Annotated in this window: 20 protein-coding genes and 2 pseudogenes; 13 read left to right on the forward strand and 9 right to left on the reverse strand. The window is 48.4% G+C overall.

Annotation, left to right across the window (positions count from 1 at the left end; all coding sequences use genetic code 11):
• Nucleotide 1 precedes the first annotated feature (1 nt).
• A complete protein-coding gene (locus QGP82_RS02785) occupies nt 2-538 on the forward strand; it encodes a hypothetical protein (RefSeq protein ID WP_163664714.1) in 537 nt (178 codons plus the stop codon).
• A 92-nt stretch (nt 539-630) separates the two neighbouring features.
• Complete coding sequence (gene argJ / locus QGP82_RS02790) at nt 631-1,986, forward strand: bifunctional ornithine acetyltransferase/N-acetylglutamate synthase (protein ID WP_499056976.1); 1,356 nt, start codon at nt 631-633, stop codon at nt 1,984-1,986.
• Between the two features lie 180 nt (nt 1,987-2,166).
• Here argJ and QGP82_RS02795 read toward each other — a convergent pair whose 3' ends face one another.
• A complete protein-coding gene (locus QGP82_RS02795) occupies nt 2,167-2,727 on the reverse strand; it encodes a tetratricopeptide repeat protein (protein ID WP_499056978.1) in 561 nt (186 codons plus the stop codon).
• Between the two features lie 290 nt (nt 2,728-3,017).
• Here QGP82_RS02795 and QGP82_RS02800 point away from each other — a divergent pair, with 290 nt between their 5' ends.
• The 3 genes from QGP82_RS02800 (at nt 3,018) to QGP82_RS02810 (ending at nt 6,025) form a co-directional block, all read left to right on the forward strand.
• Entirely contained in the window at nt 3,018-3,458 is a 441-nt protein-coding gene (locus tag QGP82_RS02800; protein ID WP_163664709.1) for a nuclear transport factor 2 family protein, read from the forward strand.
• A gap of 18 nt (nt 3,459-3,476) precedes the next feature.
• Nucleotides 3,477-4,232, forward strand: a complete 756-nt coding sequence (locus QGP82_RS02805; protein WP_163664707.1) for a hypothetical protein — start codon at nt 3,477-3,479, stop codon at nt 4,230-4,232.
• Between the two features lie 626 nt (nt 4,233-4,858).
• Complete coding sequence (locus QGP82_RS02810; protein ID WP_163671671.1) at nt 4,859-6,025, forward strand: aminotransferase class I/II-fold pyridoxal phosphate-dependent enzyme; 1,167 nt, start codon at nt 4,859-4,861, stop codon at nt 6,023-6,025.
• Nucleotides 6,026-6,757: 732 nt separating this feature from the next.
• Here the strand turns inward: QGP82_RS02810 and QGP82_RS02815 are convergent.
• The 3 genes and pseudogenes from QGP82_RS02815 to QGP82_RS02825 all read right to left on the reverse strand — a co-directional run.
• Nucleotides 6,758-7,051: pseudogene (locus QGP82_RS02815) on the reverse strand (hypothetical protein); the annotation flags it as partial.
• 14 nt (nt 7,052-7,065) lie between these two features.
• Nucleotides 7,066-7,932, reverse strand: coding sequence for a universal stress protein (locus QGP82_RS02820; RefSeq protein ID WP_499056980.1), 867 nt, complete (start codon nt 7,930-7,932; stop codon nt 7,066-7,068).
• Between the two features lie 142 nt (nt 7,933-8,074).
• Nucleotides 8,075-9,577, reverse strand: coding sequence for a SulP family inorganic anion transporter (locus tag QGP82_RS02825; RefSeq protein ID WP_250564950.1), 1,503 nt, complete (start codon nt 9,575-9,577; stop codon nt 8,075-8,077).
• Nucleotides 9,578-9,974: 397 nt separating this feature from the next.
• Here QGP82_RS02825 and QGP82_RS02830 point away from each other — a divergent pair, with 397 nt between their 5' ends.
• From QGP82_RS02830 to QGP82_RS02845, 4 genes and pseudogenes are all read left to right on the forward strand, one after another.
• Complete coding sequence (locus tag QGP82_RS02830) at nt 9,975-10,793, forward strand: TlyA family RNA methyltransferase (protein WP_499056981.1); 819 nt, start codon at nt 9,975-9,977, stop codon at nt 10,791-10,793.
• A 111-nt stretch (nt 10,794-10,904) separates the two neighbouring features.
• Nucleotides 10,905-11,128: pseudogene (locus QGP82_RS02835) on the forward strand (Uma2 family endonuclease); the annotation flags it as partial.
• A 189-nt stretch (nt 11,129-11,317) separates the two neighbouring features.
• Nucleotides 11,318-12,754 (forward strand): sensor histidine kinase, encoded by a 1,437-nt coding sequence (locus QGP82_RS02840; protein WP_499056983.1) that lies wholly within the window; start codon nt 11,318-11,320, stop codon nt 12,752-12,754.
• The gene (locus tag QGP82_RS02845) at nt 12,751-13,443 is read left to right on the forward strand and encodes a response regulator transcription factor (RefSeq protein WP_163697672.1); all 693 of its coding nucleotides are present in this window, start codon (nt 12,751-12,753) and stop codon (nt 13,441-13,443) included. Before QGP82_RS02840 ends, QGP82_RS02845 begins: the two co-directional genes overlap by 4 nt.
• 96 nt (nt 13,444-13,539) lie before the next feature.
• Here QGP82_RS02845 and QGP82_RS02850 read toward each other — a convergent pair whose 3' ends face one another.
• The 5 genes from QGP82_RS02850 to pgl all read right to left on the reverse strand — a co-directional run bounded on the left by QGP82_RS02850 (nt 13,540) and on the right by pgl (nt 18,525).
• On the reverse strand, nt 13,540-15,348 hold the full coding sequence (locus QGP82_RS02850; RefSeq protein ID WP_499056985.1) for an ABC transporter ATP-binding protein: 1,809 nt from the start codon (nt 15,346-15,348) through the stop codon (nt 13,540-13,542).
• Nucleotides 15,349-15,533: 185 nt separating this feature from the next.
• Entirely contained in the window at nt 15,534-16,235 is a 702-nt protein-coding gene (locus QGP82_RS02855; protein WP_163664695.1) for a lecithin retinol acyltransferase family protein, read from the reverse strand.
• A gap of 47 nt (nt 16,236-16,282) precedes the next feature.
• The gene (locus QGP82_RS02860; RefSeq protein ID WP_163664693.1) at nt 16,283-16,741 is read right to left on the reverse strand and encodes an FHA domain-containing protein; all 459 of its coding nucleotides are present in this window, start codon (nt 16,739-16,741) and stop codon (nt 16,283-16,285) included.
• An 83-nt stretch (nt 16,742-16,824) separates the two neighbouring features.
• A complete protein-coding gene (locus QGP82_RS02865; RefSeq protein ID WP_163664691.1) occupies nt 16,825-17,580 on the reverse strand; it encodes a double zinc ribbon and FHA domain-containing protein in 756 nt (251 codons plus the stop codon).
• A gap of 183 nt (nt 17,581-17,763) precedes the next feature.
• Nucleotides 17,764-18,525: a 6-phosphogluconolactonase gene (gene pgl, locus QGP82_RS02870; RefSeq protein ID WP_250564948.1), complete on the reverse strand. Its 762-nt coding sequence runs from the start codon at nt 18,523-18,525 to the stop codon at nt 17,764-17,766.
• A gap of 219 nt (nt 18,526-18,744) precedes the next feature.
• On the opposite strand from pgl, the gene QGP82_RS02875 reads away from it, so the two are divergent.
• The 4 genes from QGP82_RS02875 to QGP82_RS02890 all read left to right on the forward strand — a co-directional run bounded on the left by QGP82_RS02875 (nt 18,745) and on the right by QGP82_RS02890 (nt 23,337).
• Entirely contained in the window at nt 18,745-19,479 is a 735-nt protein-coding gene (locus QGP82_RS02875; protein ID WP_163664689.1) for a glycosyltransferase, read from the forward strand.
• Nucleotides 19,480-19,493: 14 nt separating this feature from the next.
• Nucleotides 19,494-20,363 carry a DNA repair protein RecO gene (gene recO / locus QGP82_RS02880; protein ID WP_163664687.1) on the forward strand — a complete coding sequence of 290 codons (870 nt, stop codon included), beginning with the start codon at nt 19,494-19,496 and terminating at the stop codon, nt 20,361-20,363.
• The gene (locus QGP82_RS02885) at nt 20,353-21,849 is read left to right on the forward strand and encodes an MFS transporter (RefSeq protein ID WP_163671668.1); all 1,497 of its coding nucleotides are present in this window, start codon (nt 20,353-20,355) and stop codon (nt 21,847-21,849) included. The genes recO and QGP82_RS02885 overlap by 11 nt, the downstream gene beginning before the upstream one ends.
• Nucleotides 21,850-22,176: 327 nt before the next feature.
• Entirely contained in the window at nt 22,177-23,337 is a 1,161-nt protein-coding gene (locus QGP82_RS02890; protein WP_163664685.1) for a glycosyltransferase family 4 protein, read from the forward strand.
• The last annotated feature ends 38 nt before the right edge of the window (nt 23,338-23,375 follow it).

The following is a 23,375-nucleotide window of genomic DNA, read 5'->3' on the forward strand; positions in this document are numbered from 1 at the left end:
TATGACTGATTATCCGGATCAGGTAAAAATCTTCCATCAAGCACTCTATCGCTTTCGAGGTGTCATGGAGGTGAATACGGGGTTAAAGCCCTTAAATAAGATTCCCCTGGAAGACTATGGGTTGCCAGGAAAAATGGGAGATTTACCCCATGCGCTGCTGCTCCGAACCCAAGGTGGTCTACCCAACGAAGCTTGGGCCAATACGGATGTTATTCTGTCTTATGACCGAGCTGGCTGGCTCACGTTAGAGTTTCTTGCCTGGTGGGTGAGAGAACAATCACGTAATGGTGAACAGATTCAAATGCGGCCCCAGGCTCTGTCACCATTGGTGGGTGAAGATATTCAGCTAGGGCAAACCCTCAAGTTTGTTATCGATCATTTTTGTTTGTTATCGAACAAAAATCCTGAAGATATGTTGGCATTGTTGGCTACCCATGGAAAGTCTCTTAATACTGCAATCAGCAACCACGTTGATATATTAGGAGATTTATTAGTAGAGGAACCCGTTGACCCAAACATCAGAGATCCAGAGCAATAGGTTCTAACTCTTTGATAGTGTTTCATCGCAGCTTAGGATAAGCTCAGATTGCGATCGCATTCATCAAAACAGCAGATACAGGGACAATAATCATGGGACAGGGTGAAACTCAGTGGCAGGTAGTGGCAGGTGGCGTGACTGCCCCAAAAGGATTTACTGCCGCCGGTATTAGTGCCGGCCTGAAGGCATCGGGTGCCCCTGATTTAGCCCTGATTGTTTCAGAGAATGATGCGATCGCAGCCGCAGTTTATACTCAATCCCACGTCAGAGCCGCCTGCGTAGATTACTGCCAACAACAATTAGACAGTCAGCCTTCAGCCCGCGCTATCTTCTGCAACTCAGGCCAGGCCAATGCCTGCACCGGTCAGCAAGGTTGGGAGGACGCCGTAACCATGGCCGAGGCAGCAGCCGAGGCTCTCAACACCAGCGCCGAGAAAGTACTGATCGCCTCAACAGGTGTCATTGGTCAACGCATCAAAATGGAGCCCCTGCTAGCCCATGTGCCAAAGTTAGTGGATCAACTTTCCGATCACGGAAACAATGCCGCTGCCCAAGCCATTGTGACCACAGATTTAGTCACTAAAACCTACACCTTAGAAACCAAAATCAATGGCCGTCCGGTGAGGGTCGGCGGCATTGCCAAGGGCTCAGGCATGATCCATCCCAATATGGCAACCATGCTGTCCTTTATAACCTGTGATGCAACAGTTGCTCCTGGTCTCTGGCAAACCCTGTTAGCGCGAGCAGTTGATCGGAGCTTTAACCAAATCACCGTCGATGGTGACACCAGTACCAACGATACCGTCATCGCCCTTGCCAATGGCCAATCCAAAACTCCAGCCATAACTGGTCCAGGGCCAGATGCCGATCGGCTAGAAGCAATGCTGACAGAGCTATGCACCCATTTAGCCAAAAGCATTGCTCGCGATGGTGAGGGGGCCACATGTTTAATCGAAGTTCAAGTATCGGGCACTACTAGTGATCAAGACGCTCGACAAATTGCCCGTACCGTTGCCGGCTCCTCTTTGGTCAAATCAGCAATCTTTGGTCGTGACCCAAATTGGGGAAGAATAGCAGGGGCCGCTGGTCGAGCTGGTGTAACGTTAGATCAAAATCAATTGAAGATTAAACTAGGGGATTTTGTTCTGTTGAAGCAAGGCCAACCACAGGCATTTGATCATCCTGCAGCCCATGCCTACCTCAAACAATGCTCAGACCTCAGTTCGCAAGCACTGAAACAGCAAGACTTACATAGTCTAGATCAGGGGAATGATATGATCAGCACCGATGGTTTTCAGACCATTAAACGTCAGGAAATTACGGCTGAAGCCCTCGCCCATCCTGTACGCATTGAAATTAATGTCGGCAACGGAGCAGGCACTGGCAGCGCTTGGGGCTGTGACCTTAGCTACGACTACGTCAAGATCAATGCAGAGTACACGACGTAACTTTTCCAAAAATTCTCTCGTCAATTCCTTGTAACCTGAGTCATCACTTTAAAGACTTGTTATGGAATTGTGATAGCCCCTGATGATGCTTTTCCTATCATACTTCCATAGTCTCCTAAGTATTTAAAGCATGAACTAGCGTCTCAAACAACACCTCTAGTTCATCAGCCTGTAAATCTCTTAAGAGTAGTGCCGCGTCTGTAGCACCATTTCGTCACGGGCACTAATAGCCCAGCTGTTATGGGGATTTAACTTCAGAGAATGATTAAAGTCCTGTAAGGCCTCATCATAGTGACCCATCAATTTAAATGTAGTACCACGGGAAATCAACCACTGCCAACGTTTAGACTGATCGAATTTGACCAAATAACTAAAATCACTTACGGCGTTACCATAGTGACCCAAATCACGAAAAATAATCGCTCGATTAGCATAGGCCCATAAATTTTTAGGATCTAGATCAATCAACCGATCTAAATCAACTAAAGCTGCTCGAGTTTGTCCCAAATGCACATACGTTAAAGCACGATGCTTAAGCGCTTGCGGGTGATTAGGACTAAGGGCAAGCGCCCTCTCAAAATAACCTAGAGCTTCTTGATGAACCTGCCGTCTAGCTAATGCTAAACCTGCATCCACAAGTTGTTCAGGCGTTTGAATAGTAGACATCGCCACATCAGTTGTTACCCTGGAACGGCGATGAGCGCGGCGTCTGTTGGAGTTTTGATTAAAAGGCGGGAACATTCGAGGACATGCTCATCATGATCGATTAAACCTATTCTGGCAAAAACACCTAACTTCTTATATAAAAAAGTAAGAATACCCAGAAGATTTCAGGATAGCTTCAAGAAGATTAAAGTTCTTCCTAAGTAGCTAAACCCTAAATACAATAGGGCTTTCAAATACGCACAGCAATTTTGACAACAATCACTAATAGTTGTGACAACAGTCACAGTAGTGTATCAGGAAGATTTTTTTGAGCGATTAAACTTTTCTTATACTCACAGTTATCCAACTAATGTGAACAGATCAAGATGAATCAAGCCGTCCATAGCATTCAGTCTATCTATGAAGCCATTAACCATCGAGATGTTTCTCAAGCAGTAGCCTTGATCGATGACCAATGCTGTTACGAAGACCTGAACTTTTCAGCCACGTTTATGGGCAAAGCAGCAGTCCAAGGGTTATTTACTGAGTCATGCCAGGCCGTACCAGCGGATTTACAGTTTGTGATCGATGATATGGCCGGAGACGATTTAGCAGTTGGGGTCACCTGGCATGTCGAATTGGACGGGATCGCCTTCCCCAATGGGCGCGGTGTCAGCTTCTATCGCTTTTCCCCAAATAGTGGCAAACTCATTTTTGCCCGTGACTGCGTCGAACCAGCTCTAAAACCTGGCAAAGCTGCGTTTGCTATTATCCGCTTGGTTACGCCTTTAGTGCGCTATTGGTTAGGACGTCAAAACGTTCATTGAGCCCTGACAAATTCGACTATGCCTTCTTCTTCATCCTCCCCTGAATCCACATTACCCACCTCGAAACAAGAATCAGTCAGTCTATGTAGACTATTGTGGGTAGCCACCATTGTGTATGTGGGTCTACTCCTGCTATCACCCCCCAACTGGTTACCCGGGGAACCCATCTGGGCTATTCAGCCAGATACTATCCAAGAAATTACTAACGAATCACTTAATTTCTTTTTTATTCTTCCACTTTTAAATCTTGCAGGTGTTAGTTACTTACAAGCGCCGATGGTCAATCCAGCTGCGCAAGGTTTTTTTAACCTGGCAGAAGCCTGGATCTTTATGTTTCTGCCTCTGATGATGATGGATGAGCGTAGTCAGCACCTACCAAAATTAATGGTCTGGGGACTGGCAATGTTTTTCACCAATGTGTTTTTAATGCCTTATATGGCTCTACGCCTCCAGCAGCCAGTACCTGAGACTACACTCGAACCAACCAAAGGCATCCTTGCTCGCTTTTTCGGAGCATTAGGCCTAACAGTGGGTAATCTGGCCATTATCTGGTTTTGCCTTAACCGACCTGAATTAGGTGGCGCATTAAGTCGCTTTAGTTATTTGGGAGAGCAAATTACCCATAACCGAGTCACTCTGGCCTTTGTCGTAGATATAGCACTGTTTTGGGTATTTCAGAGCTGGCTGATGGGGGCTGTTATGCCTGTGGGGGGGCGGCTAAGAGGATTACGATTTATTCCATTCTGGGGCTTAGCAATCTGGTTATTGGTGTGATTGCCCCCCATGTCCAGAAAGGGACATGCCTCCATGCCTGGATATTCAGTGATTTCGCTCACCACTGAATAACTATCGATATCACTGGGAGTTATCACCTACGTCACCGGCATAGGCTAGTAATATCACAGGTTTTGAGCCACGAAATCACATCAAGGATGCCTTATCTGGGAGATTATTAAATCAATCCAATAAACGGATTTAATCCAAAATTGGAGTTCCTGAAAAGCGACACACAGTAATTACTGGCAATCTGCTGTACACACTGTGCTCCTTGCATTGGGATCTTGCCTGGGCTAAGCCCTTGACAAATTCTCCTCACACTGTTTCCTTCACACAGATCAAGAACATTTGCTCTTCTAGTGATCCTAGGGGAGCTTTTTTTTAGACAAACACCTATCGTTTGGCGCACTTTATCGTTGGGTACCCATAGTTCACAACATCAGTTATTGCTGAAAGCTATCAATAGCAACCGCTGTGTGCGCAGCAAGTTCTTGAAGGTATTCAGCAGTTTGCTATAGGTCAGGATTCAAGCAAATCATAAAGATTTGCAATCTCCACTACAAATCGATCTAAGCTAATCAGAATAGGGTTTTGAAGCGAGGGTCAACAGCGTCCTAATGAGTATCAAGTTAGCTGCTAGAGTGCAGCAAGTCACACCTTCGATGACCTTGGCAATTTCTGCTAGGGCAAAAGCAATGAAGGCTGAAGGGCTGGATATTTGTAGCTTCAGCGCTGGTGAACCTGATTTTGATACTCCAGAGCATATACGTGAGGCAGCCAAACGTGCGCTAGACGAGGGAAAGACACGTTATGGTCCCGCAGCTGGTGAGCCTCGTCTGAGAAGTGCGATCGCAACTAAACTACGCAACGAAAACAAGTTAGCTTACAACGCCGAAAATATCATCGTTACCAACGGCGGCAAACATTCTTTGTACGCACTGATGATGATTACCATTGAGGCGGGAGATGAAGTCTTAATCCCAGCGCCCTACTGGGTAAGCTATCCAGAAATAGTCAAACTGGCTGGCGGCACACCTGTGATTATGCCTACCACAGCGGAAAGCGGCTATAAAATCACCCCAAAACAGCTGCAACAGGCCATCACCCCCAAAACCAAATTTCTTATTTTCAACTCCCCATCTAACCCAACGGGAATGGTTTATAGCCCTGAAGAGGTTCGAGCCTTAGCCGACGTGGTGGTGGCTAATGATATCTGGGTAGTGGCCGACGAAATCTACGAAAAGATTCTCTATGATGGGGCTCAACACCTTAGTATTGGCGCGGTTAGCGAGGCTATGTTTAAACGCACCATTGTCAGTAACGGGTTTGCTAAAGCCTATGCCATGACAGGTTGGCGGCTCGGGTATTTGGCCGGTCCTGTGGAACTGATCAAGGCGGCCAATACGCTGCAAAGCCAAAGCACATCAAATGTGTGCACGTTTGCTCAGTATGGTGCGATCTCAGCCCTAGAATCCTCCCAGGATTGTGTCGAAACCATGCGTCAGGCTTTTGCGAAACGACGTACCGCCATTGTTAATTTAGTCAATTCAATTCCTGGGCTCAACTGCGTTATTCCGAATGGTGCATTTTATCTGTTCATCAATATCAGCAAAACCAGTTTGACGTCCCTAGATTTTTGTAACCGACTGCTGGATGAAAAATATGTTGCAGCTGTTCCAGGGGTTGCTTTTGGTGCCGACAGTGGCATTCGAGTCTCCTATGCCACTGACATGGCCACCATTGAGCAGGGTATGGAAAGACTCAATGTTTTTGTACAACAACTCACCTAAGCGATATAAAGCCCATATCTAGCCCAATATTGGGCTAGATATGGGCTTTATAGAGTAGAGAATGAACCTGGCCATATCCTCTGATATTGCTGGCACAACAGCAACTGTAAAACTGATGCTATGCCAATATCAATGGGCTGAGCCATCAAGAGATGATGGTAGTGTATACCTATAACAACGATTGGAGAACTCGCTAAAATAGCCTGCGTGCATCCAATAGGAGTAAATGTGCTTGGCAGATAAATATAGCTTGGCGCATATAGTCCACAACATCAGTTATTGCTGAAACCTATAACTAGCAACAGCTAAACTAGCAACAGCTATGTACACAGCAAACGGCTGAATGCATTCAGCCGTTTGCTATACCAAGCAGAAACCCTTTAGCCCTTGAGACAACAAATTGTTGTCAATCTCAAGCTTGCTATGAATGTTCTACATGAATGCCTGGGGCTTTCCCGGAGAATTGTTGTTGTTTTGCGTCAAGGCTTCATACTCGAATCACTAGAATTGTTGAAGTATGGCACGATAGCCTTGAATATAGAAGATTTTTCAAGCCTCTGAAGATTGTCGAAGGCATATCGGTCAATCTTGGCAGTTTTGCATATCTAAAAGGATTTATTTTGGAAATTCCGGACAAGAAAGAGTTTGGTGGTAAATCCATTCTTTAAAGTGTTTTTTGGTTGGGATAACTATTTTGGGGTGGTGCCAGGGAGCGGGGAATTGCGCCAATGCCTAATTTGCATCTCGTTTGTCCCGAAGGCCGTCACCAATAAAATTAAGGCTCAAAACCGTCAGAAAAGTTGCTGCTCCTGGAAAAATTGCCATGTGGGGAGCACTGTGGTGCCATTCTGGGGTCCCAGGGCAGGCCACAGCATCACCAAACAGATAAATCACCAGCAGGGACAGGGGTAGCTGAGGAAGGGATAGAAATAGATCGGTAAAGCGCATCAGGATTGCACCGATCAGGCCACCGTAGAAACCTGCGATCTCACCAATCAATGGGCCAATACTTACCGCCATCGCCATCAATAAAACGAAACCTAACGGAATAAAAGCACCGGCACCTGAACACTTCTCAACAGTTGAACCGTGGTACTACCAATGACAAGATGGCGAATGCGGTTGTGGCCATAGGCACCCATTAATAACAGGCTAATTTTATTTTGTTCAATATAGCTACCAATTACTTTTTCAGGATCGCCACTAAGGAGTTGGGTCGTTGCCGTCAGCCCAGCCCGTTGCAACGCCTGTTGGGCATCCGCTAGCCCTTGTGATTTAGCAGCATCAGAGTCCGCCTTAGCCACCGTCAGCAGATGAATCTCAATATCCTTAAACCCTGCGGCGCTATCCACCAGGAAATTCAACACACGCTTACCCGTAGGGCTTCCGTCGTAGGCCAGCAGCAGTCGCTCAATTGGAGCAAAGGTTTGGGATGTGACCAGGCAGGGCTTAGTGCTGCTGCGCACAATGCGATCAAGATTGGCCCCCAAATGCCCTGACGCAAACTCCGCCGCCTCACCCCGCTTGCCCAGCACCACCATGTCAGCCTCGGCCTCAAAGTCATGGAAGCAGTCCACCAAAAAACCAGTTGGGTTGATCAGCTCCACCTCTTTAAGACCTTCAGTCTTCAGCACCTCGTCGGCGTTTTGCAAAATTAACCGCGCTCGCTGGTTATTAAGTTTGGCCCTTTCATGCTCCAGGTTAACCAAATCGTTTAGCAGTTGATCCGATGCCCCCAGACCGATACTGCCGGTAAAATTGCCTGTAGAAACGACCTTTTGACTACGAATATCGGTGACAAAGAGCACCTTCGTCTGAGCCTGAAACTTGCGAGCAAACCAGGCACCATATCGATAAATGCTGTCCGCAAAAGCAGACCCATCGGAGCACAGAAGAATCGTTTTCATGCGTTGTATTTTCTTGAAAGGATGAAGTCTGGGAAAGCGCAGCGATGCTAGTAGTTTATCAGGATGCAATTTTACGGTGGAGGGCCATCCTATAGGGACATTCCCTGGAACGCCCTACAGGATTTTTTGGATTCTCTAAAATCTACGTCCGCCCGCTGGTGACCAGTTCTTCATCAGTGGCGAGGCGGTTGAGCAGCGTGGCACTAGCTTTATTGAGGCCCTCCACAGTCACCTCCACACCTTTACGGCGAAACTTTTGCACGGTTTTATCCAGCACTTCCACAGCCCCTTGGTCCCACAGTTGGGCATCGCTAAGGTCAATGGTGACTTGTTCAACGGGTTCAGCAAAATTAAAGGATGCCGAAAACTCATCCCGAGACAGGAAGAAAATCTGTCCAGACACCTTGTAAGTACAGTGAGCCCCGTCTTCACTGAGCACCTTATCGACAAATACCAGCTTGGCAACTTTACGGGAGAAAAACACCGTACTCATGACAATGCCCGTCGCCACACCCAGGGCAAAGTTGCGGGTGACAATAATCATAACCATCGTGGTCAGCATGACGGCGACTTCACTGCGGGGAACACGGCGCATATTTGTAAACGAAGACCAGCGAAAGGTGCCGATGGAAACCATGATCATGACGGCCACCAGGGCAGCCATGGGCATCTGTCTCACCCAATCTTGTAAAAACAAAATGGCAATTAGCAAAAATACCCCAGCCGACAGGGTGGATAGACGGCCCCGGCCCCCGGACTGAACGTTGATCACTGACTGGCCAATCATGCCGCACCCAGCCATGCCACCAAAGAAGGCAGTGACCATATTGGCCACCCCCTGTCCTTTGGCTTCCTGATTTTTGTCGCTGGGGGTATCGGTGAAATCATCCACCAGCGAGGCGGTGAGAAAGGAGGCCAGCAATCCCACAATCGCCAGCGTCAGAGAGTAGGGCAGAATTATTTGCAGGGTTTCTAGGGTGAAGGGTACCTGGGGTAAAGCAAACCCAGGCGGTGCAGTGGGCAGTTCACCCATATCACCGACGGTGGGGACGTCTAAGCGGAGCGCGATCGCAGCAATGGTCATCACCGCCAGGGCGACTAGGGGTGAGGGCACCACCTTAGTAAAGCGGGGCAAAATATAGATGATCCCCAAGGACAATAGGGTAAGCACATAGACCATGGACGGCACATCAGTCAGCTGGGGCAGCTGGGCTAAAAAGAGCAGCACAGCCAGGGCATTGATGTAGCCAATCATCACCGCTCTGGGCACAAATTTCATTTGACGGCCCAGTTTGAGCACCCCAAATATCACCTGAAAAATGCCGGTCAAAAAGGTAGCTGCCAGCAGGTATTGCAGCCCATGATCTTTAACCAGGTCCACCATCAACAGAGCCATGGCCCCAGTAGCCGCCGAGATAGAGGCTGGCCGGCCACCCAGGAAAGCCGTAATCACCGCAATCAGAAACGAGGCATACAGACCCACCTTCGGGTCTACCCCAGCGATGATGGAAAAGGAAATCGCCTCAGGAATCAGCGCCAGACCCACCAAGGCACCTGCTAAAAGGTCATCCTTTGGGTTGAGCAACCACTCCCGTTTAAGGGCGCGCAAATTTAGGGACCGAACGTTGAGATTCCGAGTATTCAAGGGAGCTCCTTATGCCTGAAAAACCTTGGTGAGTAGGACACCACCCAGTCAATATCACCAGCCCGCAGCAGGCGAGACACGTAAAATGCTCAAACCCACGCAGCAGGTCAGAGTCTTTGTGAGAATTGCAGCAACCTGTTCAAAGACTAGAGCCAGTTGAAACGATATGGCAGGGGTCAGAAAACTACAACCTCATTTTTGGCACTCAGCTAGGACGACCAACGAAGAACACCACAGGTCATGAGTACATTTACTTAACATTTCTTTAGCTACTCCTATCTAAGGGCAATTTGGCAGCAGTGTCTAGGGGGCAACTAAAAAGAGCCGATGAAGACAGCTGTAAGCAAAATGGTAGGGTGGGCAATGCCTATCATTCTTGAACACCCATCGACCGGCAATGGCCAAACAACGCTTGGACGTATACCTAGTTGAGCAAGGACTGTGCGACTCACGCCAGCAGGCTCAGCGCTGTATTCGAGCAGGGGAGGTCAAGGTGAATGAGGCAGTGATTGATAAGCCGGGGACAACCATCAAGGATAATGCGGTGGTGGTGCTGAAGCAGAAGTCGCCCTATGTATCGCGGGGTGGTGAGAAGCTGGCGAAAGCGCTTAAGGAGTTTGGGGTGGAGGTGTGCGATCGCATTTGTCTGGACGGCGGCATCTCCACGGGCGGATTCACTGACTGCCTACTACAAAATGGAGCAAGACAGGTCTACGGCATCGACGTGGGTTATGGCCAGGTCGCCTGGAAAATTCGCCAGGATCCACGAGTTGTGCTGCGAGAGCGCACCAACCTACGTCATCTCACACCTGAAGAATTATACAAAGACAACACCCAACGTCCCGACCTGGGGGTAATAGACGTGTCCTTCATTTCTCTCACCAAAGTTCTTCCCGCGTTTTGGGATCTGATGACAGGGGCAAGAGAATCTGTTCTGTTAGTAAAACCTCAATTTGAAGTCGGAAGAGAGAAAATTGGGAAAAAGGGTGTGGTAAGAGAGCCCAAAGATCACGCAGAAGCTATCTGGCAGGTATACGTGGCTGCGCAACGACTGGGATGGAAAGCGCAAGGTCTCACTTGGTCACCTATTCGTGGGCCAGCAGGCAATACTGAGTACTTGTTATGGCTGGTGGCGGACGCTGAAGATATGGGATTAAGCGAGGATGCGGCCCTAAAGGTGACTCAGACTGCATGCAATTCGTTCACCATTGACTAGAGTTACAATAGGCCCATACAGAAATCTGCCAAAGTTACTATGGTTGCTTGATTTGAGCAGAATCTAAGCGTCGATAATTATCTGCGGCTGTATATTTCTAATATGAATACACGTGTAGAGGCGCGGAATCGCTTTTTTATCCGGATGTGATGGTTACCTGTGATCCACATGACCAGGAAACGGCCACATACCAATGATTTCCAAAACTGATCGTCGAGGTGTTGTCTAAATCAACAGAAGCATTTGACCGGGAAGACAAGTTTGCAACCTATCAAACTTTAGAGAGTTTGCAAGAATATGTATTGTTCAACCGTTACAACAACAGCTACGACACTTGCCATTTAGCATGAATGTTTTTTGAAACTTAGATGAAACTTTTTTCATTTAACACTAAATTACTTACAGTCAAAGGATTCGAGATTTAGGCCACTTCTCTTTTAAGATACGTCAGCTATCATAAGCGCGCCATTTAGATTAGGATCGGTGTTAAACAGTCTTAAGTAAGGCATAAGTAAGGCATTTTTATGGCCTGGCGCTGGCATAGACTTCTTTCTAGTGTGCGAACTCAGATTATTTTCTGGCTTGCAGCATTAATTTCTCTGTCAATTGTGATATCGATAGTCACCATTAGACAAATATTATCAGCACAGATGTTGGAGCGCATTCGTCGCTCACTCGATCAAGAAATTGAAGAAATTCAACGCCTTGTTGATGGCAGAGACCCATTGACCGGACAACCCTTCGGAGACGATGTAGCGGCTATTTTTGACGTATTTTTGGCACGTAACGTCCCTGAAAATGATGAATACCTGATCGCTTTTCTGAATGGAGAATTGTACAAATCTAGCCCCATTGCATTACCAGAAAATCTACAAGAGAATGATGCATTGCTCAACTCTATTGCACAGCTAGAGAGCCCCCATCACAATCGAAACCTCGATACATCAGGCAACATCATTTATTCGGCTCATCCCATTCAACCTCCCGGCAACAATCGAGGTGTCTTTATTGTTGCCTACTCTCGCAAGAACTTGCAATCAGAAATTGATCAGGCTGTTTTAGTCGCTACTTGGGTGATTGGTATCGTCTTTTTAATCGCCCTTGTTTTAGCTTGGGGTGTCATTGGACGAGTGGTTTCACCACTAAAACTGTTGACTGAGACAGCCCGTTCTATCCACGATTTAGACCATACTCCCAAACATTCCATCCCTGTAAAAGGTCCCGATGAAATTTCTGAGCTGACCATAACCTTCAACAAGATGCTGGATAGGCTTCATGCCTCATTTGCCAGCCAGCGAGAGTTCATTAATGATGCCAGTCACGAATTTCAGACACCCATCACTGTGATTCGGGGCCATCTTGAAGTACTAGGTCAGTCTCTAGGTCAACATGACGACACCCTAGATTTGTTAAAGGATGAGCTCAACCGCATGAGTCGTCTGGTCGACGATCTATTATTACTAGCCCGCGCCGAGCGGCCTGACTTTTTGAACCTGGAGCTCGTTGATGTTCATCGGCTGACTGAAGAATTGTTCGCTAAAGCTAAAGCCTTAGCAGCGCGCAATTGGCAGCTCACATCAAAAGCGTCGATTCGCATTGTGGGCGATCGCTATCGGATTATCCAGGCGGTCATGAATCTGCTGCAAAACGCAGCGGAGCATACCGATGAGATGGGCATGATTACCCTCAGCTCTAAACGAGTACCCACAGGGGTGTGTTTTACAGTCTGTGACACAGGCACAGGTATTTCACCTGAGCATCAAGAACGCGTCATGCAACGCTTTTCTCGTGTTGAAACCACTCGATCCAAGTCCAAAGGAGCTGGATTAGGGCTCTCGATTGTTAAAGCCATTGCCGAAGCCCACGGTGGACATGTAGCTCTCTCTAGCAAACTGGGGCAGGGCTGCCAATTCAACATCATTTTCCCCTTAGACCCTCCTTACGAAGCTAAAACACCATGACTCGAATCTTGATTGCTGAAGATGAGCCCCGTATTGCAGCCTTTCTGGCAAAAGCACTACAGGCCCATGGATTTGTTACTCTGGTTGCCGAAACAGGTCAACAAGCCATTGACCTGGCTTGTGACAACCCAACTGAACTATTAATTTTGGATTTGGGTTTACCCGAAAAACGGGGAATTCAAGTAATTGAGGAGCTAAGAGGACGGGGAGCACAGTTTCCCATCATTGTGCTTACCGTTATTCAAGATGTGCAGGATAAAGTGACTGCGCTCGAAGCTGGAGCCGATGATTATGTAACCAAACCGTTTTCACCCCAGGAGTTAATTGCTCGTATTCGAGTGCAGTTACGCAATCAGCGGTTACCCGCCCCTTCTGAAATGCTAATCTTACGTGTAGGTCACCTGACGTTGGATTTACGTCAGCGCACCGCTCGATACCACAACAAAGCTGTTGAGCTATCGACGCGTGAGTTTACTCTTCTGGAAATGTTGGCACAACAACCTGATCGAGTTTGGAGTCGCCAAGAATTACTCAATCAGGTCTGGGGATATGATTATGATCCCGGCTCTAACATTGTTGATGTTTACGTAGGTCACCTGCGCCGCAAGCTGGGCAAGGGTCTTATTAAAACGGTACGGGGGGCGGGCTACCGATTACAATCGGACGCTAGCCATCCAACACCGTTCTAGGGTCAGCCACTCAAACTATGGCCATTGTGAGACACTGAACGTACGCCAGCGAACCTGTCGCGCACGTTCACGGTTAATATCAGTCACTAGCTATTGTTATTCCAACAGCTCCCCCGTTTCCTGTAGCTGGTGCAAACGCTGATATAGACCGCCTTGGGTCAATAGCTCATCGTGACTGCCAACCTCACTAATGCTGCCCTGGTCTAGCACCACAATCTGGTCGGCCTCACGAACGGTGCTCAGCCGGTGGGCAATAATGATCAGCGTACGGGTCCCAAATAGCGATCGCATCGCCACCTGAATCGCCCGTTCCGACTCATAATCCAAACTAGACGTGGCCTCATCAAACACCAGCACATCAGGAGCCATAATCAACGCCCGCGCAATCCCAATGCGCTGACGCTGACCACCAGAAAGCCTGACACCGCGTTCACCCACAGTGGTCAGATAGCCATGGGGCATCTGCTGGATGAACGCATGGGCCTGGGCAATTTTGCAAGCGGCCTGCACCTGCTCCACAGTGGCGTCTGGATTACCATAGAGGAGATTTTCCATCAGGGTACCGTTGAAAACGTCGACCTCCTGGTGAACAATCGCCAGCCGCCGTCGATAGCCGGTAATGTCCAAACGACGCAGGTCTTGACCATCCATTAAAATGGCCCCATTGTTGGGCTCAAAATAACGGAAGAGTAGCTTTACCAACGTCGATTTACCTGAGCCTGATCGACCAACTAATGCCACCGTCTGACGGGGTTGAATCAACAGCTCAATATTGTTGAGCACAGGCTTATCAGGTACATAACCAAATGTGAGCTGATGAAAATGCACCTTGCCCGTAAACCGATAGTCAGGCACATCATCGGTCAGCTGACCTGCATCCATCCCCGGTGGCAGCGCAACAAACTCCTGAAACCGAGCCATAGCACCATACCGGCGGACAAACATTTCCGCCAGGTTACAGATAGGATCCACCTCGGCGTACGCCATACTGGACAGGGTAAGAATAGTCACAAAGTGCCCCAGGGAAATACTCCCCCGCATAGTGGCCCAAAGCGTTAGGGCGAGAACAGCAAAGGTACAAGTCTGCACAATAGTGCGCTGAAGGGCACTGAGCTTGACGTAACCCAAATGGATGCGGTAGTCGACCACCTTAAATTCTCGGTCCAAACGTTGCTGCTGACGTTTAAGCTCTCGACGTTCTGCTGCGAATGCCTTGACCGTTTTGATATTGGTGATAATCTCCGAGGTACGACTCTCGGTATTTTCTATGTATTTATCAATTTTCTCCTCTTGATAAGACAAGCCCACGAGCCGCGAGAAACTATAGCCAATAATCAATAAAAAGGAACACAGAACAACCAGAGCAATCGGCCAATCAATACAGGCAATCACCACAAAAATGCCTAACACCCGAAAAATCTTAGGAATAAACTGGCCAACAATTTCCGGGTAGGTCCATGTGTAATTAGCCAACCCCTTAGCCACTCGCGCAGCAATGCGGCCAGGGTTGTTTTCATCGTAAAATTCCAGTGGCAGCGTTAGAATTTTCTCTAGAGAGCGCTGTGACTTATCCCGTCGGGCACGCAAAGCCGTATCCCAATTAAACCAGGGGCCAATCCAGGGCTGAATTGGGGCACGACCAACGGAAAGTAGCCCCACCAACCCCAACAAAACCAGCAGAGAAAAGGTAGGGCTTATGGGTTGTTGCAACAACCGACCCATAATGGCAATAAAACGCTCTAACGGCCTATCAAGAGGCTGCTGAGAGAGAATATTGAGAATTTGGCCAATGGCATAGGGCACAAAGAGATCCAGAATTTCAAAGGCCCCCATAGCAGCGGCATTAAACGCTGTAATCAGCCAATATTGGCGGTAGTACTGAAGGATAGTGAATAGCTTACCCACGGGATGCCTCCTGATGTCATCCGCGAAATGACCTTGTATTACAAACAGACTACAATCGTACTTCGCGATTTAAGAATCGACAAGATGATCAAACGGTTGATCAAAATAGACCGGGCTAGAGGTCGTCACAGACCAGCCTCTAACCACGGTCTCTACTTGTATCTTAGTATTTCTACAGAAAACAGTTAGTACGGGGACGTAGCTTCCTCACTTAGGCGTTCTAGCGCCAGCATTTGGTCAGTTTGAATGGAAATTTGCAAATCAGAAAGAGATTGTAGCTGTTCTTGAATGGATTCAGCTTTTTTCTGGGCATCACGGCGTTTATAGAGGGCTGCGCGCGCTAGATCTTCACGCCCTCTGCCCAGGGCTGCCTCAGCCACTCGTTTCCACTGAGCGCTATCGGCTTGGGCTTGTTCGTAGTCGGGAAGGAGAGTATGAGTTGCGATCGCAATATTCCCCAAGGCCTTTTCAAACAAATCTAAAATCGCCTGCGGGCTTTCTTGCTGAGCGGCTTGTCGAGTTAGCCCACTGGGTACCTTCAGCTGATCCAATCGCAGACCAAATTCATTGAGCTGAGGGCTCACATTGTCGCCATGTTTACACCAATTGGCAAAATGCTCACAGTTATTAAAAAACAGATTGTAACGCTGCTCTCCAAGACGACTTTCAGCGCGACTAATCACCACATCTGGAATAAATGATACGGGCGGGTTGAGCGTAAACACCGGGTTACCCCGAGTAAACGCATCAATACTGGTACGTGTGACGGTCGCCGTACCCACCTTGCGATAGTGAATAATGGTTCCATCACCACAATGAATACCGTGATGCTGGTAAGGAATGCCCATCACATCCCGCATCACATAGACCTGATCACCTCTTTCCATAGGCAAGTTAGTTAAGAAAGACCGTCATTATCTACAGAATTTGAAGTTCAAGTTTTACCACCGGACGGCGATGTCCTATCACGAATGTCAGTTTTGACAACATCCAGATCAGTCCTCACAGGTTGATCCGATGCACCTTGACCAAATTGGTGATGTTTGCGGCGAGCCAATAACTCCTTAATAGAAGCAACCGAAGATTTTTCAGGCTGATCAATAGTGATTTGTAGATTGGGCCCAGATCGTGCCAACCTGACCACTAGACCATTTTCTGCCGTTACATTTTGAATGCGCTTGCCATCCAGATAGGTTCCATTAGTACCTATGCTCTGGATTGCCCAACCAGCAACCCCTCTATGTATCTCTAGATGATGTCGAGACACAACAGCACTGTAAAGAACAACATCATTATCAGTAGAACGGCCAATGCGAATGACGTCTTGCTCCTCAAAGGACCAGTTCTGTATGGGGGTTTTATTGAGCGGGTGAAGTAACGATAAGGTAATCACGTTAATACATCGAAGGGCAATGTAACACAAATGACAGGGCAAAAGCAGCAACTAAACTAGGAACTCGATACCTTTGCTAATTCTCATGCGAGTTGAAAAATAAAGCTCACCTTATCACCTTTTCCAAGGGCAATGCGATCGCCAGGGCGCAAACGATGACGATTGCCTACAGCAAGCGGTAGATTATTAATGTACGTACCATTGGAACTGCCAACATCCTCAATATAGTAGACATCGCCCTCAATACGGATATTGGCATGAACACGAGACACAATTTCCGATTCTGGAAAACCCGATACATCTAAATCTGGTGGGATGCGATCGTTGGGTTTACCCATGTGAATCAGATCTAAACCGAGCGGCAGCTCCAAAATCGTATCGGTTTGAATATGTAGCAACCTGGCAGTCTGGATCTGGATCTGTGTTTGGGGAGTTGTCACACTCGCCATTGGCTGTGTAGTTGGCGGTTCGCTAACAATGTCAACAGCTGTTGGAATAGTTTCTGGAACTGGATCCGCAGGCAGCGGCGGTGGTGGAGCCACAGATAAGGGATCTGGTGGTACCAGGGGATCAGGCTCAATCAAATCTGACGATGACCCAACCGGTAAGGGAGTCGGTGGGTCATCTGTGGAAACCGGTTCAGCCGGTGCTGAAGGCTCCGCCACTGGCACAGCCTGATTAGCTAGGCTATGACCGCATTGACCGCAAAAACTCGCATCTGCCTGAACCGTTGCTCCACAATTTGAGCATGTGAGCAATTCTGGGAGTGGCGTGTAACATGCTTCACACTGAGAAGCTCCTTCTGGGTTTTGGTAGTTACAATTTGGGCAAATAATCATAGCGGTCTGGTTTGCGCTCTAGCCATGTATAAACTACACGGTTTCGACGATTTTCTGATGATGCTTTGGTAGAAATATAGGCAATCTTTGCCTTTGCTCCGTATTCTTAGTTTAGATAAGCTTTCAGGAGACAGAGGGGCATTCCCCCTGGAGGTAATACACATCCAGGGCAGGACCAGCAGTTTAATGCAATGTGCGCTCTATCGATGCAGGTAATCCTGCGCTCGCATCTTGATCCAATAGCCATCTCAGCTCACCCGTTGGCGAAACCAACCGAGCAGGATAGGTAGCGCTATCGGCAGTGGGCGCAAACACCTGAGATAAGGCTGTTTGCTTGTTAGCACCAGCCACTAAAAACATCACATGGCGAGCCTGATTAATCACGGGCGCAGTCAATGTAATTCTGGGTTGATCGGCTTTTTGGCCCACGGTTACCCAGCGTTCAGTTTCATTCAAAGCCTCTGTATGGGGAAACAGCGAGGCTGTGTGACCATCGTCGCCCATGCCCAATAAGATGATGTCAAAGGCGGGAATTTCAGTAGTATCAAAACTTGTCGCTAACGCCTGCTGGTATTGGTCGGCACTACTGTTAGGGGAATCCGTCTCTGTCGGCACTGTAAAAATATTCTCAGCAGGAATCGCCACGTGGTTCAGCCAAGCTTCGTAGGTCATCTTGGCATTGCTATCGGCATGGGTGGCTGGCACATAACGCTCATCCCCCCAGTAAATATAGAGCTGTTCCCAGGGCAAATCGGTTTGGGCCAGGGCCTGGTACAAGGGCTTGGGTGTACTGCCCCCTGACAGAGCAATTGAGCAGCGGCCACGGGTTGCGATCGCATCACGAATCAGCTCTATCACCTGGTCAGTCGCTGCCGCCACAAGCGCAGCCTTATCAACGTATACATGAACCTGAGGCATGGCCAAAGAGGATGGAGCGACAGTCATAGGTCGTCAGAATTTAAAACTCATTTCCCTGAACGCTACCTCAGCTTATGGGGAGTCTTCGCTACTCTTAATAGACTTTGTATTATTCTGAGCAGTCGTACCACTAACCAAGATGTGCCCCTAAGAGTGACAACGCCCACCTTGGACTTGAGTAGGTCTAATACATCGCTCACTGAGGTCCTACCATCAGAGTTAACCATGCCGGGAGAGCCATAGGTAGTGAGTTTAATTTCTGTTGTTTTGCCTTGCCTCAATGAAATCAGACATGGCTATTTGCCACGCATTCTGGATAACCTCGCTCAGCAATCTGGGGAGAAGCAGCTAATCATCGTCATGAGCCCGAGCATAGACGGCACCTATGACGTGATTACCCAACATCCAGCAGCAGATCAATTTAAGCTGATTGATTCTGACGCCACCAATCGTGCCCAGCGGCTGACCGTTGGGATTGAAGCCAGCCAGGGAGACATTGTCCTGCTGCATCATCCGGCCACGTTGCTCCCACCCGATGCCCTCTCTCAAGTCAGAGGGCTCATGGCAAACACCATGCTCACCTGGGGAGGGTTCCGCCACAGCTTTGACTTCGACCATTGGCTGCTACGGTTTACCTCCTGGTACTCGACGACCCAACGGCCACGCTTTAGCCGGATTCTCTATCTAGATCACTGCATCTTTGCCCGAAGAGAGGCCCTTATGGCCATTGGCGGTGTGCCTGACATGGACATTTTTGAAGATACCGCCCTCAGCCATGCCCTGGGTAAGTTTGGTCCACCTTGTATCGCTCCAGGCACCATCGTTACCTCGGCCCGCCGGTTTAGAGAACGAGGAATCTATAAGCATGCTGCCTTAAATCAGCTTCTAAAGCTGATGTATCACGCCAAGCTAGATCCTAAAAAAATGAACTGGCTATACGAAGGGAACAGCCAAATTAACGTAAACTACGACGAAAAGTAAGTCGTGAGTGCTTAATGTCCCGCACCTATAAAGCCACTGGTATCAACCTTAAAGCTGCTCCGATGGGTGAGACCGATCGGTTGATCACTATTTTGACTAAAGAACATGGGCTGCTGCGTGCGATCGCACCTGGAGCCCGCAAGCATAAGTCTCGTCTAGGAGGTCGCAGTGGTCTTTTTGTGGTGAATGAGCTGATGTTGTCCAAAGGGAAATCTCTGGACAAAATGATTCAAGCTCAAACTCAGCAGTCATTTCCAGGGTTAAGTCAAGATCTGGTACGGCTAACAGCGGGACAGTATCTTGCAGAATTGGTGCTATGTGAAGCCAGCGAACAACCTCAAGCAGAGCTGTTTGCGCTACTGGTTGCCCATTTAGAACGGTTAGAGACTGCTCCATCAGGGGCTGTGCTGGCTTGTTTGGCCCACGGGACCTTTCACATTTTGGCCCTTGCCGGAATCGCCCCAGAATTACGTCACTGCTGCCTGAGTCGCACCCCCATCAAGCCCCAGCTGGGGAGCCAATGGCAGGTGGGGTTTAGCATTTCTGCAGGTGGGGTGATCACCCTAGAGCAACTAGAGCGACTAGAAAATAATGCTGGACCCATGGATTATGAAGCTGGGCGTCGCAAACGTATCTATGGTTCATTAACAACGACCATTGGAGCCCCAGAATTAGCACTTTTGCAACAATTAGGGCAAGCAGAACTTGTGTTCACCCAGGATAGTTCTTTACCATCTATAGAAGGAGTTGGTACAGCCCCCCATAGTTTGTGGCGTCGTGTTGAACGTCTGCTGAGAAACTATGCTCAGTTTCATTTTGATCGCCCCATTCGATCGGCTGCACTACTCGATAGCTGCTTTGCTTCACCTGTTTATGCTTCGTGAGTCAGACCCAAGTGCATCTAAGATTTCTGACGGTTCTGGCTACCAGCCAGGCCTGGATGAGGCTGGGTTGACCGAGAGATCACCGGCTTCAGAGCATGGGCATCCAGACACTCTAACGGCAGACAATCGATTACCAGCTGTATCAGCAGCAGTGGACAAAGATACTTCAAACACTGGTGCTACTGGACCACAAACTGGCTTTTGGCCAGTGCTACAGAACCGTAATTTTCTCACGCTTTGGGGTGGTCAAGTTTTTTCGCAACTGGCCGATAAGGTGTACCTGGTTCTAATGATTGCCATCATTGCCAGTCAGTATGAAGTACCGGGTCAAACCATCAGTGGTTGGGTATCGGCTGTGATGATCGCATTTACGATTCCAGCGGTCCTATTTGGCTCATTGGCCGGGGTCTATGTAGATCGCTGGCTGAAGCGGCCAGTCTTAGTGCTGACTAATTTGCTGCGAGGAACCTTAGTCATTTTGTTGCCCTTAGGACTATGGCTAAGCCATGACTGGGGCACGATAGCAGGTATCCCCATAAGCTTTTGCCTGCTGTTAGTGGTCACCTTTTTGGTGTCGACGCTCACCCAGTTTTTTGCCCCAGCAGAACAGTCTGCCATTCCGCTAATTGTGGACGAGCGCCATCTGCTATCGGCAAATTCCCTCTATACCACCACCATGATGGCATCGGTGATTATTGGATTTGCGGTGGGGGAGCCGCTGCTTGCGATCGCAGATAAACTCCTTGCCTCTTTTGATGGCAACAGCGGCATTGGCAAAGACATCTTAGTCGGGCTGAGCTACTGCCTGGCTGGCGTCATCCTGATGCTGATGCGTACCGGCGAATCTTCCGAGAATCTCACCAAAGACAGCCATGTCCTGACCGATATCAAAGAGGGTTTGCGCTACATCAAACAGCGCCCTCCCATTCGTAACGCCATTATTCAGCTGGTGCTACTATTCTCTGTATTTGCAGCACTGGCAGTGCTAGCGGTGCGTCTAGCTGAAGTTATCCCTGCGCTCAAATCGTCCCAATTTGGCGTGTTACTAGCCTCAGGCGGCGTCGGTATGGGCATAGGCGCAGCCCTGATTGGTCACGCGGGTCATCGCTTTGCGCGACGTCAGCTGAGTCTGGTGGGTCTATTGGGCATGGGAGCTGCCCTAGGGGGTCTTTCGATGACAATTCATAGCCTGTGGGGTAGCCTAGCGCTGATCGCCATACTGGGCATTTTTGCAGCCACGGTTGGTATCCCCATGCAAACCACAGTGCAAGAGCAAACCCCTGAAGATATGCGCGGTAAAGTTTTTGGACTACAAAACAACCTTGTCAACATTGCCTTGAGCTTACCCTTGGCCTTAGCAGGCGTCGCAGAAGCGTTTCTAGGGTTACGTTTAGTACTGTTGAGTCTCGCAGCCATCGTCATTCTAGGCGGTATCTTCACCCAAACTGTTTTCACTGTCCCAGCAGAAACCTCCTCCCCACCCTAGAACCAGGACAAAACTAGAGTCCTCAAGCTCCGATCAGGGCTATCAGCATGGTTAACTACTCCCCATCGTCCCTTCTCCAATCCCCATCGATTCCCAAATTCCAATCTCTCTGAGCAGTCATTACCAAGGAAATCCTAAAATCCTGATAAAGTCATATAAAGCATTCGTACGGTTGCTTAAGCAGCATTAAGTTACGTTACTTAAACAGTTGCTTGAGTAAACAAGGGTTCCTAGGGGCGTCTTGCCAAGCGGTTGAATTCGCAAAGCCGTTCATGTCTGCTTTTGAAAACGCCCTTTTATAAATGTCTGATTTATAGACCCGTTTAGATGCACATTGCATGGATTGGTAAAAAGTCTCCATTTTGTGGAAATGTCACCTATGGTCGAGAGATTACAAATGCTCTACTAGATCGTGGTTATCGAGTGACATTTCTCCACTTTGCTACCGATGCAGAGTCAGAAGGTGAGCACGTTGGCTATGAAGAGGTTTCATTACCCTTTATTTTCAAATCGCAGATCCTCATTATTCCCAGCTTTCGTTCAGCACGCAGGCTGGCTGAGGTACTGGCAGAACTCAAGCCAGATCTAGTGCATGCATCGTTATCTCTATCACCTTTGGATTTTAAGCTACCGGAAATTTGCCACGAGCAGGGAATTCCGCTGGTAGCTACATTTCATCCTGCCTTTGATCGCAAACGCCGCAACCTGACGTCAGGAACTCAGCATTTTACCTATCAGCTGTATGCTCCTCGGCTGGCCAACTATGACCAGGTGATCGTTTTTTCTCGCATGCAGCAAGAACTCTTAGTCAAACTTGGAGTACCTGCAGAACGGGTAGCCGTTATTCCAAACGGTGTGGATATCTATCGGTATGCTCCTGGCCATTCCCGCATCAAACAAGAATTTAGGGCGGACCAAATCTATGTTTATCAGGGCCGACTGGCTATTGAGAAAAATGTAGAGTCGCTGCTCAAGGGTTGGAAACTGGCCAACATGAGAGGCAAGAACAAACTTATCATTGTCGGCAGTGGTCCCCTAGAAATGGCCTTAAAGACGGCTTACGGAGCCGATACTTCAGTCATTTGGCTAGGTTTCGTTGCCGATGAGAATCGCCGCATCGAAATTTTGCAAGGTGCGGATGCATTTATTTTGCCGTCCTTAATTGAAGGGCTATCGTTATCGTTATTGGAGGCGATGGCCTGTGGTGCAGCCTGCATTGCTACTGATGCGGGGGCCGATGGCGAAGTGCTCGAAAACGGAGCAGGTATTGTGATTGATACTCAACGTGTAGCACAGCAGTTACAAACTATTTTGCCCTTACTGCGAAATCATCCTGAAATGCTTTCAATTTTGAGCAGCAAGGCTCGTCAGCGTGTTTTGGATCGCTATACCCTCAGCCAAAATATCACCCAGCTAGAAAATCTTTACGCTCGTATGGTGCCGAGCAAGGCCCGATATTACATCCCTAAACAGGTCAGCCGCATCTAATGAAATATCCATCGTAGGGACGTTCCAGGGAACGCCCC

Source organism: Leptothoe sp. LEGE 181152 (assembly GCF_032906605.1).
Lineage (GTDB): Bacteria > Cyanobacteriota > Cyanobacteriia > Phormidesmidales > Phormidesmidaceae > Leptothoe > Leptothoe turfae.